We start from the raw sequence: 15,792 nt of genomic DNA on the forward strand, positions 1-15,792 counted from the left end.
TCCTACTCGTCGGAGTCCTCGTTCAGGTAGACGCGCGGAACCCTCGTTCCGATGCGGGTGACGATCTCGTACGCGATGGTGCCCGCCGCCTGGGCCCAGTCCTCGGCGGTCGGCTCGCCCCGGTCGCCCGGGCCGAACAGCAGCGCTTCGGCGCCCTCGGCGACCGCCCCGCCGTCCGGTCCGAGGTCGACCACGAACTGGTCCATGGCGACCCGTCCCGCGACCCGGCGCCACTTGCCGCCCACCAGAACCGGTCCCCGGCCCGAGGCATGACGCGGTATGCCGTCCGCGTAGCCGAGCGGGACGAGGCCGAGCGTCGTGTCCTGCGCCGTGACGTAGTGATGTCCGTAGCTGACGCCGTGACCGGCCGGGACCTGCTTGACCAGGGCCACGGACGCGGCGAGCGTCATCACGGGCCGCAGCCCGAAGTCCGCCGGCGTGCCCAGCTCGGGGCTGGGCGAGACGCCGTATATGGCGATGCCGGTCCGGACGAGGTCGAAGTGGGTCTCCGGAAGGGTCAGCGTCGCCGGGGAGTTGGCGATGTGCCGGACCTCTGGGGTGATGCCCGCCTTCTCGGCGTACGCCACCAGGTCGCGGAACAAGTCCAGCTGAGCAGTGATCGAGGGGTGCCCGGGCTCGTCGGCACAGGCGAGGTGCGACCACAGGCCGGTGACCTCGACCGTGCCCTCGGCCTCGGCGGCGAGCGCGGCGGCGACCAGTTCCGGCCAGTCGGCCGGCTGGCAGCCGTTGCGCCCGAGGCCGGTGTCGGACTTGAGCTGGATCCTGGCCGGGCGCCCCGCCTCACGGGCGGCGGCGGTGACCTCCCGAAGAGCCCACAGTCCGCTCACCGACATGTCGAGATCTGCCTCGATGGCCTCGCGCCAGGGCCCGCCCGGCGTCCACAGCCAGCACATCACGCGCCCCTGGATGCCCGCCGCGCGCAGGGCCAGGGCCTCGTGGGGTGTGGCAGTGCCCAGCCAGGTCGCGCCCGCCTCGATCGCGGCCTTCGCGCAGGGCACCACGCCGTGTCCGTACGCGTCCGACTTCACCACGGCCATCAGGGCAGCACGGGGTGCGCGGGCACGGAGCGCGCGGACGTTGGCGCGCAGGGCCGCGAGGTCGATCTCGGCACGGGCTCTCAGGGGTGGTGTCTGGCTCATTGCGCCCAGTGTCTCAGAGCCGTACGACAGCGCTCGTGTAACGGTTGTGCGGTTCCTCACGGGGGGCCGAACTGGGGCTCCGCCCCAGACCCCGCGCCTCAAGCGCCGGACGGGCTGGAATGTGCGGCCCTGCCGCACATTCCAGCCCGTCCGGCGCTTGAGGACACGCGCGAAGCGCGTAGTACGGGGTTCGGGGCGGAGCCCCATTGCGCGCCGCGAAGCGGGCGCAGGGGTCTGGGGCTTGCCCCGGTTACGGGAAGGGGCGGGGTGGGGGCCTCTCAATCCTGGACGTCGCGCCACGCGTACCGCAGCGCGTCCGCCACCTCGTACGACGTGATCGGCGTGCCCTCCGCCGCCATGTGTCGCGCCGCCAGGCCGTGCAGGTACGCCGCCACCGAGCCCGCGTCCCGCGCGTCCAGGCCCGTGGCCAGCAGCGAGCCGGCCAGGCCGGAGAGGACGTCGCCGCTTCCGGCCGTGGCCAGCCACGGCGTGCCCATCGGGTTCACCCGGACCGGGGTCCGGCCGCCGTCCGGGGCGGCGACCAGGGTGGTCGAGCCCTTGAGCAGCACCGTCGCCCCGTAGCGCGCGGCCAGTTCCCGTACGGAGGCGAGCCGCGCGGACTCGACGTCGTCGCGCGGTACGCCCAGCAGCGCGGCCGCCTCCCCCGCGTGCGGCGTCAGCAGCGTGGGCGCGTTCCTGCCGCGTACCGACACCGCGTCCAGCAGCCGCAGCCCGTCCGCGTCGACCAGCACCGGTACGTCGGAGTCCAGTACGTCCCGTACCGCATCCACCGCATCGCCCCCGTCGCCGAGACCCGGGCCGACCACCCACGCCTGCACGCGGCCCGCCTTGGACGGCGGCCCGGCGTGCACCAGGGCCTCGGGGAAGCGGGAGATCACGGCGTCGGTGGCGGGACCGACGTACCGCACGGCGCCCGCACCGCCGCGCAGCGCGCCCGCGACGGCGAGCACGGCGGCGCCCGGGTAGCGCGCGGACCCGGCGACGACGCCCACGACACCCCGCCGGTACTTGTCGCTCTCGGCGGCCGGGACCGGCAACAGCTGTGCCACATCCACGTGTTGGAGCGCCTCGACATCGGGCACGGACGGCAGGTGGTCCTCGAGACCGATGCCGACGAGCCGCACCGTCCCCGCGTACTCCCGTGCCGGATCGATCAGCAGCGCCGGCTTGTACGTGCCGAACGTCACCGTCGCGTCGGCTCGCAGCGCCTCGCCGTGCACCTCGCCGCTGTCCGCCTCGACCCCGCTCGGCAGATCGACCGCGACGACCGCCGCGTTGGACCCGCGTGCAGCCCGGATCACCGGCACCGCGTCCGGGCGCAGCCCGCCGTGGCCGCCGATCCCGGTCACGCCGTCCAGCACCAGATCGGTGAAGGCCAGCACCTCGAAGGGATCGTCCGCGACCCGTCCGCCCGCGCCGAGCAGCGCCGCGAGGCCGCCCTCGTGGGCGTGCGAGCCGAGCAGTACGGCCGCGACGCCCGCCCCGCGCCGTGCGAGGCGCGCCCCCGCGTACAGCGCGTCGCCGCCGTTGTCCCCGCTGCCGACGAGCAGCACGACCCTGGCTCCGTACACCCGGCCCAGCAGGCCGGCGCAGGCGGCGGCCAGTCCGGCGGCCGCGCGTTGCATGAGCGCGCCCTGAGGCAGGCGGGCCATCAACTCGGCCTCGGCGGCCCGTACGGTCTCCACGCGGTAAGCGGTACGCATACGCTCAACCCTCCGCGATCACCACTGCCGACGCCACCCCCGCGTCGTGACTGAGCGACACATGCCAGGAGCGCACACCGAGCTCGGCGGCCCGCGCCGCGACCGTCCCGCGCACCCGCAGCCGCGGCTGCCCGCTGTCCTCGACGTACACCTCGGCGTCCGTCCAGTGCAGTCCGCCGGGCGCGCCGAGCGCCTTGGCGACGGCCTCCTTCGCGGCGAACCGGGCCGCGAGGGAGGCGTATCCGCGTTGCTCACCGCTCGGCAGCAGCAACTCCCGCTCCAGGAAGACCCGTTCGGCCATTCCGGGCGTACGCCGCAGCGATGCGGCGAACCTGTCGATCTCTGCGACGTCGATCCCCACCCCGATGATCATTCGACGGTGACAGACTTCGCGAGGTTGCGCGGCTGGTCGACCTCGTTGCCGCGCGCCGTCGCCAGCTCGCAGGCGAAGACCTGCAGTGGCACGGTGGCAACCAGCGGCTGCAGCAGCGTCGGCGTCGCCGGGATCCGGATGAGATGGTCCGCGTACGGCACGACCGTCTCGTCCCCCTCCTCCGCGATCACGATCGTCCGCGCCCCGCGCGCCCGGATCTCCTGGATATTCGAGACGATCTTGTCGTGGAGAACGGAGCGCCCGCGCGGCGACGGCACCACGACCACCACCGGCAGATCCTCCTCGATCAGCGCGATGGGCCCGTGCTTGAGCTCACCGGCCGCGAAGCCCTCCGCGTGCATGTACGCGAGTTCCTTGAGCTTGAGCGCGCCCTCCAGCGCCACCGGGTAGCCCACATGCCGGCCCAGGAACAGCACCGTGTTCTTGTCGGCGAGCGAGCGTGCCAGCTCCCGTACCGGTTCCATCGTCTCCAGGACCGTCTCGACCTCGCCGGAGATCTGTGCCAGGTCGCGGATGACGGCCTGGATCTCGTCGCCCCACTTGGTGCCGCGCAGCTGGCCCAGATACAGCGCCACCAGATAACAGGCCACCAGCTGCGTCAGAAACGCCTTCGTGGAGGCGACCGCGACTTCGGGACCGGCGTGCGTGTACAGCACCGCGTCCGACTCCCGAGGGATCGTGGAGCCGTTCGTGTTGCAGATGGCCAGCACCCTCGCGCCCTGCTCGCGCGCATGCCGCACGGCCATCAGGGTGTCCATCGTCTCGCCCGACTGCGAGATGGCGATCACCAGCGTGCGCTGGTCCAGGATCGGGTCCCGGTAGCGGAACTCGCTCGCCAGCTCCACTTCGCACGGGATACGGGTCCAGTGCTCGATGGCGTACTTGGCGATCATCCCCGCGTGGAAGGCGGTACCGCAGGCCACGATGACGACCTTGGCCGCGTCCCGCAGCACCGACACCGGGATCCGCACCTCGTCGAGGCTGAGGGAGCCCTCCGCGTCGATCCGGCCCAGCAGGGTGTCGGCGACCGCCTTCGGCTGCTCGGCGATCTCCTTGAGCATGAAGTAGTCGTAACCGCCCTTCTCGGCGGCCGACGCGTCCCAGTCCACGTGGTACGTGCGCACCTGCCCGGGCGCTCCGTCGAAGTCGGTGACGCTCACACCGTCCCGGCGCAGCTCCACCACCTGGTCCTGCCCCAGCTCGATGGCCGAGCGCGTGTGGGCGATGAAGGCGGCGACGTCGGAGGCGAGGAAGGACTCGCCATCGCCGACTCCGACGACCAGCGGGGAGTTGCGCCGGGCACCGACCACGACGTCCGGCTCGTCCGCGTGCACGGCGACCAGCGTGAAGGCGCCCTGAAGCTGCCTGCACACCTGGCGCATCGACTCGGCCAGGTCGCCGCACGACGAGAAGGACTCGGCGAGCAGATGCGCCACGACCTCGGTGTCGGTCTCCGACGCCAGTTCGTGGCCCCGGTCGGTCAACTCGGCCCGCAGGGCGGCAAAGTTCTCGATGATCCCGTTGTGTACGACCGCGACGCGTCCCGCGTTGTCCAGATGAGGGTGGGCATTGGCGTCGGTGGGCCCGCCATGGGTGGCCCACCTGGTGTGCCCGATGCCGGTGGAGCCGCTCGGCAGCGGCCGGCCCACCAACTCCTTCTCCAGATTGACGAGCTTGCCCGCCTTCTTCGCCGCGGCAAGCCCGCCGTCGGCGAGTACCGCCACACCGGCCGAGTCGTAGCCCCGGTACTCGAGCCGCTTGAGGCCCGCGATGACCACATCAAGCGCCGACTGTCCGCCGACGTAACCCACGATTCCGCACATGTCGGCAGCCTACGGCCCGCGCCTGTCACGTCCCAGACGGCAGGCGCGCACCGGCCGGGTCATGCTTTCGCCCGATACGCCCGCATCGCCAACGGATAGAAGACCGCGGCTATCCCGGCAGCCCACAGCAGCGACCACAGCACCGGCTCCGCGACCGGCCCGCCGAGCAGCAGACCGCGGTACGCGTCCGACAGATGCGTGACCGGGTTGACGTCGCTCCACGCCTGGAGCCAGCCCGGCATCGTGTCGACCACCACGAACGCGCTGCTGGTGAAGGTGATCGGGAAGATGATCGTGAAGGCGATTGCCTGGACCTTCTCCGCGTCGCCCGCCAGCATGCCGATCAGCACCGCGCTCCACGAGACCGCCGCCGCGAAGACCACCAACAGCAGTGCGCCGAGCAGGAATCCGTCCCAACCGCCGGTGATCCTGAAGCCCAGCAGCAGGCCGAGGCCGATCATCAGCAGCATCGCCCACACATGCTTGGCGAGGTCCGCGACGATCCGGCCGATGAGCGGGGCGGAGCGGGCTATCGGCAGGCTGCGCAGCCGGTCGAAAACGCCTTTGGTCAGGTCGGTGTTGAGCGCCATCGCCGTGTACATCGTCATGAACAGCGTGTTCTGGACGATGATCCCCGGCAGCGCGTACTTCAGGTACTCCTGCGGCGAGCCGGCCATCTGCCCGCCCAGCACGAACGTGAAGAGGAACACGAACATGATCGGCGTGATGCTGTAGTCCACCAGCTCCAGCGGGTTGTGCTTGACCGCCACCAGACTCCGCCAGGCCATGGTGAAGGTCTGCTGGAGCCCGGCAAGCGGCCGCACCCGGCCCGACTTGCCGATCGGAGCAGTGATCGTCGTCGCGGTCACAGCGAACTCACCGCCTTCTCCAACTCGCTCTCCTGCGCATCGGTCCCGTCCGGCTGCGCGGGCTGAGCACGATGCCCGGTCAGCGCCAGGAAGACCTCGTCCAGCGAGGCGCGCCGAAGCGTCAGCTCGCCCACCGCTATCCCCTCACGGTCGAGCGTGCGCACCACCGAGGGCATCAGCTGAGGGTCCTTCACCGGCGCGGTGATCGACTGTCCCTCGATCTGGGTGTGCGGACCGGCTTCCCGTGCCACCAGCGCATGCGCACGCGCCAGGTCCTGGGCCAGCACCGGCCGCAGCTCGAGCACCTGGCCGCCGATCTGCGACTTGAGCGCGTCCGGGGTGCCCTCCGCGATGACCCGCCCCTTGTCGATCACCACGATGTCGTCGGCGAGCACATCCGCCTCGTTCAGATACTGCGTGGTCAGCAGGGCGGTGGCACCGTCCGCGACCAGGGCTCGCAGCATGTCCCACAGCTCGCCGCGGCTGTGCGGGTCCAGGCCGGTGGTCGGCTCGTCCAGGAACAGGATGCTCGGGCGTCCGACCAGGCTGGCCGCCAGGTCCAGGCGTCGCCGCATACCGCCCGAGTACGTCTTCACCGCGCGCCCCGCCGCGTCGCTGAGCTGAAAGCGGCCCAGCAGCTCCGCCGTCCGCCCCCTTGCCTCACCCCTCGGCAGACCGAGAAGGCGACCGATGAGCATCAGATTCTCGGTACCGGTGAGGTTCTCGTCCACGGCGGCGTACTGCCCGGTCAGGCCGACGAGGGAACGCACCACACCGGCCTCCCGCACGACGTCGTGTCCGGCCACGAGGGCTCTGCCGCGGTCGGGCTGCAGCAGCGTGGCGAAGATCCGCACCGCCGTGGTCTTCCCTGCGCCGTTGGGCCCGAGCAGACCCAGCACCGTGCCCGTACGAGCCGCCAGATCCACTCCCGCCAGGGCCTCGGTCTCCTTGAACCGCTTGGCCAGGCCTTCCGCCTCAATCGCATACTTCATGGGGCCACCCCTCGGGCTTCGCGGACGTCGGCAGGCGTCCACCTTCCTCATAACTGTGACGTACGCCACTGACATTCCGGCCGGAGCCCCCGGCCCCTTGCGTGATGGATCCCACCCGCCACGCAGGCCCGGCACACCCGACAATGACTGTGTGATCTCTTCGCCGCCACGAAGCGCCCACCGCCGGGCCGAGCCTGCGTCGACGCCGTATGTCGACCTCACCCGCGCGGAGTGGAGCGCCCTGCGCGACAAAACCCCGCTCCCCCTCACCGCCGATGAGGTCGAGCGGCTGCGCGGTCTGGGCGATGTCATCGACCTGGACGAGGTACGAGACGTCTACCTGCCGCTGTCCCGGCTGCTGAATCTGTACGTACAGGCCACGGCCGGTCTGCGGGGAGCGCTCAACACCTTCCTGGGCGACGCCGGAAACGGCCACGGCGAGCAGCGCGGCACCCCCTTCGTCATAGGCGTCGCCGGGTCCGTCGCGGTCGGCAAGTCCACCGTCGCCCGTGTCCTCCAGGCGATGCTGGCCCGCTGGCCGGAGCACCCGCGGGTCGAGCTGGTCACCACCGACGGCTTTCTGCTGCCGATGAAGGAGCTGGAGTCCCGCGGCCTGATGTCGCGCAAGGGCTTCCCCGAGTCGTACGACCGCCGTGCACTGACCCGTTTCGTCGCCGACATCAAGGCGGGCAAGGACGAAGTCACCGCCCCGGTCTACTCCCACCTGATCTACGACATCGTTCCGGACGAGCGCCTCACGGTCCGCCGCCCCGACATCCTGATCGTCGAGGGTCTCAACGTCCTCCAGCCTGCCCTGCCCGGCAAGGACGGCCGCACCCGCGTCGGCCTCGCCGACTACTTCGACTTCAGTGTGTACGTGGACGCGCGGCCCGAGGACATCGAGACCTGGTACCTCAACCGCTTCCGCAAGCTGCGCGAGACGGCCTTCCAGAACCCCTTCTCGTACTTCAGGAAGTACACCCAGGTCTCCGAGGAGGAGGCCCTGGACTACGCCCGCACGATGTGGCGCACCATCAACAGGCCCAATCTGCTGGAGAATGTGGCGCCCACGCGCGGCCGGGCCACGCTCGTGCTCCGCAAGGGACCCGACCACAAGGTCCAGCGCCTGTCCCTCCGTAAACTCTGAGCATGCTGCATCTGCGCCTGATCGTTCCTGCCGACCGTACCGACGACGTCGTACGGACGGTGGAGAGGACGGTTGGCACCGCCCACCTGGCCGTTGTCCCGGGCGTCGCCCGCAATCCCCGGGGCGACCTGGTCCTGTGCGACGTGGCGCGCGAGGCGGGCGACGAACTCATCGGCAGCCTGCGCGCGCTGGGCATCGACAAGACCGGGTCGATCGCCGTCGAGAACATCGACCTTTCGCTCTCCAGCCGCGCCGACAAGGCGGAGGCCGAGGCGCCGGGCGAGGGCGCGGACGCGGTGCTCTGGGAGCACCTGACCGACGCCACCCACGAGGAGTCGACGCTTTCGGTCACCTACATCGCCTTCCTGACGCTGGCGACGATGATCGCGGCGTGCGGTGTGGTGCTCGACAACGCGATCCTTATCGTGGGCGCGATGGCGGTGGGGCCCGAGTTCGGCCCGCTGGCGGGCATCTGCACGGCCCTGGTCCAGCGCGCCCCGCGCCTGGCGTGGCGCTCGTTCCAGGCGCTGATCGTGGGCTTCGCCGTTGCCATGCTGCTGACAGTGACCTTCAGCTACTTCATGGACGCGGTGGGCCTGTTCGAGGTGGTGAAGCTGGACGCCGAACGCCCCAACACCAATTTCATCTATCGCCCGGACGCGTTCTCGTTCGTGGTCGCGGTGCTCGCGGGCGCGGCGGGAATGCTCTCGCTGACCTCGGCGAAGTCGGGGGCGCTGGTGGGCGTCGCGATCTCGGTCACGACGGTCCCGGCCGCGGCGAACGCGGCGGTGGCCTTCAGCTATCAGGAGTACAAGCAGGCGTGGGGCTCGACGGAGCAACTGCTGCTGAACCTGCTGGGCATCGTGCTGGCGGGCACGCTGACGCTGCTGGTGCAGAAGGTCGTGTGGGACAGGCAGCGGGAGCGTGCGGCGGCGAGGTCCGGAGGGGTCTGACGTCAGACCCCTCCGGATATCGGCGTGGGGATCCGGGACGGTCAGCCGAGCGCGGACTTGACCGCGTCCGCGAGCCGCTCCGCCACCGAGCGGGCCTGCTCGATGTCGGCGGCTTCGACCATGACCCGTACGAGCGGCTCGGTGCCCGAAGGACGCAGCAGTACGCGACCGGTGGCGCCCAGCTCGCGCTCCGCATCGGCTACGGCGCCTGACAGCTCGGCGGACGTCGTCACCCGGGACTTGTCGACGTCCGGGACGTTGATGAGCACCTGCGGCAGCCGGTTCATGACCGCGGCCAGCTCGGCCAGCGAACGGCCGGTCGCGGCGACCCTGGCCCCCAGCATCAGGCCGGTGAGCGTGCCGTCGCCGGTCGTCGCGTGGTCGAGGACGATGACGTGCCCGGACTGCTCGCCGCCCAGGGCGTAGCCCTCGGCCTTCATCGACTCCAGTACGTACCGGTCGCCGACCGCCGTCTGCACCAGCTGGAGGCCCTCGCGCTCCATCGCCAGCTTGAAGCCGAGGTTGGACATGACGGTGGCGACGACGGTGTCCTTGCGTAGCGTTCCGGCCTCGCGCATCGCCAGGGCGAGCACGGCCAGAATCTGGTCCCCGTCGACTTCCTCACCCGAGCCGTCGACGGCCAGGCAGCGGTCCGCGTCACCGTCGTGCGCGATGCCGAAGTCGGCGCCGTGCTCGACGACGGCGGCCTTCAGCAGGCCGAGGTGCGTGGACCCGCAGCCGTCGTTGATGTTGAGTCCGTCGGGGTCGGCGCCGATCGTGATGACTTCGGCCCCGGCCCGGGCGAAGGCTTCGGGCGAGACGCGGGCGGCCGCGCCGTGCGCCTCGTCGAGGACGACCTTGAGGCCGTCGAGGCGGTTCGGCAGCACGGCGATCAGATGGGCGACGTACTTGTCGAAGCCCTCGTCGTAGTCGGTGACCCGGCCGACGCCCGCGCCCGTGGGCCGCTCCCAGGGCTCGCCGGTGCGGTGCTGCTCGTAGACCGTCTCGATACTGTCCTCGAGCTCGTCGGCGAGCTTGTGGCCGCCGCGCGCGAAGAACTTGATGCCGTTGTCCGGCATGGCGTTGTGGCTCGCGGAGAGCATCACGCCGAGGTCGGCACCGAGGGCGCCGGTGAGATACGCCACGGCGGGGGTGGGCAGCACACCGACGCGCAGGACGTCGACGCCCGCGCTCGCCAGACCCGCCACGACGGCGGCCTCCAGAAACTCTCCCGACGCTCGCGGATCACGGCCGACCACGGCGGTCGGCCGATGCCCTTCAAAGGTCCCCGCTTCGGCGAGCACATGCGCCGCAGCGACTGAGAGGCCGAGCGCGAGCTCCGCCGTCAGATCCGCATTTGCGACACCGCGCACGCCGTCCGTGCCGAAGAGTCGTCCCACAGCTGTCCTCCGAAATGCTCCGAAAATGCAAGCCTCTGAGCGCCATAGCCCGTTGTACGCCCGAGGTAGTTGATAAACGAACGCCCCGGCAGCACGGAGTGCCGCCGGGGCGAACGTAAGCCGTACAGGCCAGCGAGCGATTTAGCGCTTGCTGTACTGCGGGGCCTTGCGGGCCTTCTTCAGACCGGCCTTCTTGCGCTCGACCGCACGGTCGTCGCGGGAGAGGAAGCCGGCCTTCTTGAGCGCCGGGCGGTTGTTGTCCACGTCCGCCTCGTTCAGCGCGCGGGCCACGCCGAGGCGCAGGGCGCCGGCCTGGCCGGAGACGCCGCCACCCGAGATGCGGGCGATGACGTCGTAGCGGTTGTCGAGCTCGAGCACCTTGAAGGGCTCGTTGACTTCCTGCTGGTGCACCTTGTTGGGGAAGTACTCCTCAAGGGTGCGACCGTTGATCTTCCACTTGCCGGTGCCCGGAACGATCCGGACGCGGGCGATGGCGTTCTTGCGACGGCCCAGGCCGGCAGCCGGCTGCGGGTCGCCGAAGCGGGACGCCATGGACTCGGAGGTGTACTCGCCCTCGACGGGGGCTTCCGACTCGAAGGTCGTCACCTCGGCGAAGGTCTCTTCGCCCTCGAGCGGGGTCTCTGCAGTGGTCTCGGCCACGATTCTCCTCAGATTTCTTTTCGTCTTAGGGGGTGGCCGGAACTACTGCGCGACCTGGGTGATCTCGAACGGGACCGGCTGCTGAGCAGCGTGCGGGTGGTTCTCGCCCGCGTAGACCTTCAGCTTCGAGAGCATCTGACGGCCCAGGGTGTTCTTGGGGAGCATGCCCTTGATGGCCTTCTCGATGGCCTTCTCGGGGCTCTTGGCGAGCAGCTCGTCGTAGCGGATGGAACGCAGACCACCCGGGTAGCCGGAGTGGCGGTACGCCATCTTCTGGGTCCGCTTGTTGCCGGAGAGGTGCACCTTCTCGGCGTTGATGATGATGACGAAGTCACCAGCGTCAACATGCGGCGCGTAGATCGGCTTGTGCTTGCCCCGCAGAAGGGTGGCGGCGGTGGTCGCCAGACGGCCCAGGACAATGTCCTGCGCGTCGATGATGTGCCACTGGCGCGTCACATCGCCGGGCTTGGGGCTGTACGTACGCACGGTCGTATGCCTTCGCTTCTTCAGTGATGGGGTCTCCCCAAACCCGCTAGGGCTGAGGGGACGGGTCCTGACAAGGCCACCCGGACGATCACGACAGCCTTGGCGGCGCTACGGGGACGCAACCCGAGTGCCTGCCGCTGGTCATCGGCCCGGTGGACCGGCGTAAGGGCCCCTCACGTGAGATAGAGCAAGCCAATACGCATAACGAACCAGAAGAATACCCGCGGTCCCCCACCTGGGTCAAAATGCGCGGCGCCCCCGTGGCCGGTTCCCGCCCCCACCGAGGCTCAGGGTGCCCCTGTACGGCTGCGTGGCACCCGGTAGCGGCCCCGGGACCGGGGTTGCCGCTGGGGCCCGCAGGTGCCCCGCCCAGGGGCCGCCTTCCGGTGGCCGGGCGCGGGTCCCGACCGCCACGGCGGCGCGAAGCGCTCCAGACAACGGAGCCCCTGCGACCCACCCGGCCGAGGGGCACAGCCCCCGCCCGGGCCCTGCGGCGCGAAGCCCGCACGCGCCCCCGGCCCGGCGCGAGCGCAGCCCCACTCACACCCAGCGGCGCGAAGCTGCCGCACCCCCGGCGTCCGGGGCGGAGCCCCGGTTTCGGGAAGGGGCGGGGTGGGGGAAGGCCCGCCGCAGGCGCCCCCGCCCACACCTCACCGCGCCCGCGCCACCCTCGCCTCGTCCCACACCGGCTCCCCCGCCTCCCGCACAACCCCGTCCGCCCCGAACACCAGATACCGGTCGAACGTCTTCGCGAACCACCTGTCGTGCGTCACCGCCAGCACCGTCCCCTCGTACGCCTCCAGCCCCTCCTGCAGCGCCTCCGCCGACTCCAGGTCCAGGTTGTCCGTCGGCTCGTCCAGCAGCAGCGCCGTCGTGCCCGCCAGCTCCAGGAGCAGGATCTGGAACCGCGCCTGCTGTCCGCCCGACAGCTTCTCGAAGCGCTGGTCCCCCTGCCGCTCCAGTTCGTAGCGCCGCAGGACCGACATCGCCCCGCCCCGGTCCTTCGCGTGCTCGGTCCACAGGATGTCGACCAGCGTCCGCCCGAGCAGTTCCGGGTGGGCGTGCGTCTGCGCGAAGTGGCCGGGTACCACCCGCGCCCCCAGCTTCCACTCGCCTTTGTGCGCCACGGACGCGTCGCCCGCCAGCAGCCGCAGGAAGTGCGACTTCCCGGACCCGTTGGAGCCGAGCACGGCGACCCGCTCCCCGTAGAAGATCTCCAGCGAGAACGGTTTCATCAGCCCGGTGAGCTCAAGACCGGCGCAGGTCACCGCCCGCACCCCCGTGCGCCCGCCCCGCAGCCGCATCTTGATGTCCTGCTCGCGCGGCGGCTCGGCCGGCGGGCCCGCCTCCTCGAACTTCTTGAAGCGCGTCTGCATCGCCCGGTACCGCGACGCCATGTCGGGGCTGATCGCCGCCTGCTGCCGCAGCCGCAGCACGAGCGCGCGCAGCCGCGCGTGCTCCTCGTCCCAGCGCCGCTTCAGCTCCTCGAAGCGCGCGAACCGCTCCCGCCGCGCCTCGTGATACGTACCGAAGCCGCCACCGTGCACCCACACGTCCGACCCCGCGGGCCCCGGCTCCACGCTCACGATCTTCTGTGCCGTCCGCGACAGCAGCTCCCGGTCGTGGGAGACGAAGAGGACCGTCTTACGGGTCTCCTTCAGCCGGTCCTCCAGCCACCGCTTTCCCGGCACGTCCAGATAGTTGTCCGGCTCGTCGAGCAGCAGCACCTCGTCGGGCCCCCGCAGCAGCGCCTCCAGCACCAGCCGCTTCTGCTCGCCACCGCTGAGGGTGCGCACCAGCCGCCACTGCGCGCTCTCGTACGGAACACCCAGCGCGGCGCTCGTGCACATGTCCCAGACCGTCTCGGCCTCGTACCCCCGCGCCTCCGCCCAGTCGCTCAGCGCCTGTGCGTACGTCATCTGCGCGGCCTCGTCGTCGACCGTCATGATCAGGTGTTCCGCGGCATCCACCGCCGCGGCCGCTTCCCTGATCCGCGGCTGGGCGACCGACACCAGCAGGTCGCGTACGGTCCGCTCGTCCCGTACGGATCCGACGAACTGCCGCATCACGCCGAGCCCGCCGCTCGACGACACCGTCCCGCCGTGCGGCTGCAGCTCACCCGCCATCAGCCGCAGCAGTGTCGTCTTGCCCGCGCCGTTCGCCCCGACCAGGGCGACCACCGCGCCTTCGCCCACTCGGAACGAGGCGTCGCCGAGGAGGACCCGCCCGTCCGGTAGGTAGTACTCCAGATGCGCCGCCTCGAGATGTCCCATGCTCCGATTCTCACCGCCGACGTCCCCACCGCCCAACAGGTTTAGGATGCGCGGCATGAGCTTTGGGCAGGGGGGACCCCAGTGGGGGTCCGGTGGACAGAACCAGGATCCGTACGGAGGGCAGGACCCGTACCGGGGGCAGAACTCGTACGGCGCACCTGACCCGTACGGCGCGGACCAGGCCACGCCGGACCCGTTCGGCCTGCGGGCCAGGGCGGCAGCGGCGGACAACACCCCGGACTGGGCCGCGCTCGCCGACGCCTCCGCGGCCCGTACCCGCCGCAGGCGCTGGCTGCTGATCGGCGGCGGCGCACTCGCCACCGCCGCGGTCGCGGGCATCGTGGCGAGCGCGATCGTCTCTTCCAACAGCGATGACAGCAACCAGTCTTCGGACAAGAACGCGAGCCAACTGCCCGCGGCCCCCGAGCTGCCCAGCGACACCACCCAGCCCGAGCCGTCCTTCTCGTCGGTCGCGCCGCTGCCCCCGCCGGACCCCAAGGACTTCATCTCCGACCGGAAGAAGGACACGGCGCCGCTCAGCGCGGAGTCCCTCTTCCCGGGCAGGAAGCTGACGATGGGCGAGCGCGTCTACGACAAGGGCGCCACGGCCCGTACCGGTGACTGCAAGTCCGTCACCAAGGGCGCCCTCGGCGCGGCCCTCGAAAACAACGGCTGCGAACAGGTCTTCCGCGTCACCTACAGCGCGGGCGGTATCGCGGTCACCGTCGGCGTGGCCACCTTCGAGAACGAGGCCAAGGCCAAGAAGGCCGTACAGCAGGCGTCGGGCAACATCCTGCCGCTGTCCGGCGACGGCGTCCCCGCCTTCTGCCAGGGCGGCCCGGTCTGCCGCTCCACGTACAACTCGTACGGCCGGTACGCCTACATCACGTTCACCGGCTACACCAAGGCGAAATCCGTCACCAAGGGGGACGCCAAGGCCTTCCAGATCGGCGACGACCTGGGGGAATTCACGTTCCGTCAGATCCGCAGGCGCGGCGAGGCCCAGGCCTCAGCAGCAGCCGCCCAGCCCGCCGCCTGACCCGGGCAGCGAACGCTTGTTGCGGGCCTCCCGGTTCCGGGCGGCCAGCAACTCGTCCGCGGGGTAGCCGACTTCCTCCAGCGTGAGCCCGTGCGGCCGCACCACATGGACGGCCGAGTCCCGCACGCCCGCGGCCAGTACCTTCCCCGGCCAATCGACCGGCCGGTGCCCGTCCCCCACGAACAGCAGCGCGCCGACCAGCGAGCGCACCATGTTGTGACAGAAGGCATCGGCCTTCACGGTCGCCGTGATGACCCCTGCCGCATCCCGCTCCCACGAGAGCTGCTGCAGCGTACGGATGGTCGTGGCGCCCTCGCGCCTCTTGCAGTACGCCGCGAAGTCGTGTTCGCCGACCAGCTTTTCGGCCGCGGCGTTCATGGCGTCGACGTCCAACGGCCAGTCGTGCCACAGCACATGACCGCGCAACAGCGGATCGACACCACCCGGGTTGTCGGTCACGCGGTAGGCGTACCGCCGCCAGATCGCCGAGAAGCGCGCGTTGAATCCGGCCGGAGCCTGATCGACGCGCCAGATCCGCACATCGCGCGCGAGCCTCCCGGCCAGCCGCTTCAACAGCTTCTCCTGGTGCTCGGCCCACACCTCCGCCGGCAGATCCACATGCGCGACCTGCCCGCGGGCGTGCACGCCGGCGTCCGTCCGCCCGGCGACGGTCAGCTCGTACGTCTGCGAGGACCGCGTCACCGTACGCAGCGCGTCCTCGATGTCCCCCTGGACGGTCCGCTGCCCACGGGCCTGCTTGGCCCAGCCGGAGAAGTCCCTGCCGTCGTACGACAGGTCCAGCCGCACCCGGACGTGTCCGGGCTCCACCTCGTCACTCACGTATCAGATCCTCTCAAAGCGGAACGGGCCCG

General features: G+C 70.8%; 14 protein-coding genes. 3 read left to right on the top strand and 11 right to left on the bottom strand.

Translation table 11 applies throughout. From position 1 onward, the window contains the following. Positions 1 to 2: 2 nt before the first annotated feature. The 6 genes from alr to OHA61_RS14765 all read right to left on the bottom strand — a co-directional run bounded on the left by alr (position 3) and on the right by OHA61_RS14765 (position 6,962). The gene (alr, locus tag OHA61_RS14740; RefSeq protein WP_406303430.1) at positions 3 to 1,160 is read right to left on the bottom strand and encodes an alanine racemase; all 1,158 of its coding nucleotides are present in this window, start codon (positions 1,158 to 1,160) and stop codon (positions 3 to 5) included. Between the two features lie 278 nt (positions 1,161 to 1,438). After that, complete coding sequence (locus tag OHA61_RS14745) at positions 1,439 to 2,884, bottom strand: NAD(P)H-hydrate dehydratase (protein ID WP_406303431.1); 1,446 nt, start codon at positions 2,882 to 2,884, stop codon at positions 1,439 to 1,441. A gap of 4 nt (positions 2,885 to 2,888) precedes the next feature. After that, on the bottom strand, positions 2,889 to 3,257 hold the full coding sequence (locus OHA61_RS14750) for a holo-ACP synthase (protein WP_266486630.1): 369 nt from the start codon (positions 3,255 to 3,257) through the stop codon (positions 2,889 to 2,891). Continuing rightward, the gene (gene glmS, locus OHA61_RS14755; RefSeq protein WP_406303433.1) at positions 3,254 to 5,101 is read right to left on the bottom strand and encodes a glutamine--fructose-6-phosphate transaminase (isomerizing); all 1,848 of its coding nucleotides are present in this window, start codon (positions 5,099 to 5,101) and stop codon (positions 3,254 to 3,256) included. Before glmS ends, OHA61_RS14750 begins: the two co-directional genes overlap by 4 nt. Before the next feature lie 59 nt (positions 5,102 to 5,160). Continuing rightward, a complete protein-coding gene (locus OHA61_RS14760) occupies positions 5,161 to 5,970 on the bottom strand; it encodes an ABC transporter permease (RefSeq protein ID WP_324990517.1) in 810 nt (269 codons plus the stop codon). Then, the gene (locus OHA61_RS14765) at positions 5,967 to 6,962 is read right to left on the bottom strand and encodes an ATP-binding cassette domain-containing protein (protein WP_406303434.1); all 996 of its coding nucleotides are present in this window, start codon (positions 6,960 to 6,962) and stop codon (positions 5,967 to 5,969) included. The genes OHA61_RS14760 and OHA61_RS14765 overlap by 4 nt, the downstream gene beginning before the upstream one ends. Positions 6,963 to 7,113: 151 nt before the next feature. On the opposite strand from OHA61_RS14765, the gene coaA reads away from it, so the two are divergent. Both coaA and OHA61_RS14775 read left to right on the top strand, forming a co-directional pair. After that, entirely contained in the window at positions 7,114 to 8,109 is a 996-nt protein-coding gene (gene coaA, locus OHA61_RS14770) for a type I pantothenate kinase (protein ID WP_324990524.1), read from the top strand. A 2-nt stretch (positions 8,110 to 8,111) separates the two neighbouring features. Next, complete coding sequence (locus OHA61_RS14775; RefSeq protein WP_406303435.1) at positions 8,112 to 9,062, top strand: DUF389 domain-containing protein; 951 nt, start codon at positions 8,112 to 8,114, stop codon at positions 9,060 to 9,062. A gap of 41 nt (positions 9,063 to 9,103) precedes the next feature. On the opposite strand, the gene glmM is transcribed toward OHA61_RS14775, so the two are convergent. The 4 genes from glmM to OHA61_RS14795 all read right to left on the bottom strand — a co-directional run bounded on the left by glmM (position 9,104) and on the right by OHA61_RS14795 (position 13,881). After that, a complete protein-coding gene (glmM, locus tag OHA61_RS14780; protein WP_406303436.1) occupies positions 9,104 to 10,462 on the bottom strand; it encodes a phosphoglucosamine mutase in 1,359 nt (452 codons plus the stop codon). A 141-nt stretch (positions 10,463 to 10,603) separates the two neighbouring features. After that, a complete protein-coding gene (gene rpsI / locus OHA61_RS14785; RefSeq protein ID WP_142214188.1) occupies positions 10,604 to 11,122 on the bottom strand; it encodes a 30S ribosomal protein S9 in 519 nt (172 codons plus the stop codon). 42 nt (positions 11,123 to 11,164) lie between these two features. Beyond that, entirely contained in the window at positions 11,165 to 11,608 is a 444-nt protein-coding gene (gene rplM, locus OHA61_RS14790) for a 50S ribosomal protein L13 (protein WP_266479143.1), read from the bottom strand. Between the two features lie 650 nt (positions 11,609 to 12,258). After that, a complete protein-coding gene (locus tag OHA61_RS14795) occupies positions 12,259 to 13,881 on the bottom strand; it encodes an ABC-F family ATP-binding cassette domain-containing protein (RefSeq protein WP_406303437.1) in 1,623 nt (540 codons plus the stop codon). Between the two features lie 55 nt (positions 13,882 to 13,936). Between OHA61_RS14795 and OHA61_RS14800 the strand changes: the two genes are divergently transcribed. Further along, positions 13,937 to 14,920: a hypothetical protein gene (locus OHA61_RS14800; RefSeq protein WP_406303438.1), complete on the top strand. Its 984-nt coding sequence runs from the start codon at positions 13,937 to 13,939 to the stop codon at positions 14,918 to 14,920. Here OHA61_RS14800 and truA read toward each other — a convergent pair. Continuing rightward, positions 14,891 to 15,760 carry a tRNA pseudouridine(38-40) synthase TruA gene (truA, locus tag OHA61_RS14805; protein ID WP_406303439.1) on the bottom strand — a complete coding sequence of 290 codons (870 nt, stop codon included), beginning with the start codon at positions 15,758 to 15,760 and terminating at the stop codon, positions 14,891 to 14,893. The two genes, OHA61_RS14800 and truA, sit on opposite strands and share 30 nt — an antisense overlap. Positions 15,761 to 15,792: the final 32 nt, after the last annotated feature.

The sequence above is a fragment of the Streptomyces sp. NBC_00885 genome (genome assembly GCF_045207475.1).
GTDB lineage: Bacteria > Actinomycetota > Actinomycetes > Streptomycetales > Streptomycetaceae > Streptomyces.